General features: G+C 55.5%; 2 protein-coding genes and 1 pseudogene. All 3 read right to left on the bottom strand.

All coding sequences use genetic code 11. The features are described 5' to 3' along the window. Positions 1-105: 105 nt before the first annotated feature. Positions 106-399 (bottom strand): hypothetical protein, encoded by a 294-nt coding sequence (locus ACR3FF_RS27120; RefSeq protein WP_458191201.1) that lies wholly within the window; start codon positions 397-399, stop codon positions 106-108. 96 nt (positions 400-495) lie between these two features. Then, positions 496-1011: a helix-turn-helix transcriptional regulator gene (locus ACR3FF_RS27125; RefSeq protein WP_458191203.1), complete on the bottom strand. Its 516-nt coding sequence runs from the start codon at positions 1009-1011 to the stop codon at positions 496-498. Continuing rightward, positions 1008-1122: pseudogene (locus tag ACR3FF_RS27130) on the bottom strand (IS1595-like element ISHti5 family transposase); the annotation flags it as partial. The gene ACR3FF_RS27125 and the pseudogene ACR3FF_RS27130, both read right to left, overlap by 4 nt.

Consider the following 1122-nt stretch of genomic DNA (forward strand, 5'->3'; position numbering starts at 1 on the left):
ACTCTAAACAGTCCTCTTTGTCAGGTAGAAAGACCTCGTTGACACTCTCTCTGCTGACCATGCTGGGGAAGGCTACGAACTCCAGTCATGAGAAAGTATTCACCGCTACAGATGAGCGAACCCGTCATCACAGACGGCATTGCCTGCGACGTTGTGTCCACCGCCTTTGATGGCGATTTCGAGTTCGCAGTCTCGGGCGAATGTGACCGCAGCCATGACGTCAGCGGTGCCAAGTGCCTGAACAATGACGGCGGGACGTCGGTCGATCATTGCGTTCCACACTTTGCGGGCCTCGTCGTATTCGTCCGTTTCGGGCCGGAGTACGGTTCCACGAATTTTCGACCGAAGGTCGGTAACTGCCGTTTCTGGAAGCGAGCGTTGGGATGGGAGCGATGTCATTTCAGTCTACCTTCTCGTCATTCTACGCCCGTCGAAGAGATGTAAATTTCTAGTGAAATATTTCACCGCGTGAAAGCATTGTCGCTGAGCAGTCAGCTATGCGATGAGTTCCGATGGAAACAGTGCGGCTATTTCCTCATCGCCGAGCGAGCGTGCGTCGGCACGATGTCGGTCGAAAACCGAGAGAGCCCACTTACGGGCTTCGGGGCTGTCAGTGTCGATGACCGCTTCGAGCATCCCCGTCTCGGCATCATGACAACAGATGCCGATTCGGTCGTCGAAGATGCCGAATCCACACCGGTTCTCGTCGGGGAGGTCGTCGTGCAGGAGGATGGTACAATTGTCGCAGGCCGCCGCCTCAGCGATCGCTTCCGGATTCCACCCGATCGTCGCTTCGAGGACCGCCGGTGAGTAGATGTATTCGTACTCCATGCCGCCGATTACCGATTGGCAGACGGTTTCATTGTTGATGGATTTGAACACGGTCGTGCCGAAGCCACACATGGCGGTGGTCTCCTCGATTAGTTGGCTGACACGCTTGACCGGCTCGTAGGGGTACCCTGGACCGGGATACGAGACTACTGCATCGGCGAATAACTCGACGGCGCTCATCTGTAGAAGTCAGTACTTAGGATCTGCTCGAACCAGTCGTCGGTGTTGAGGATCCAGCCCAAGAAGTTTAGATAGCCCTGTAAGTGGTGTTTTGAGACGCCTCGGAACCTT

The organism is Haladaptatus ordinarius, assembly GCF_054177595.1.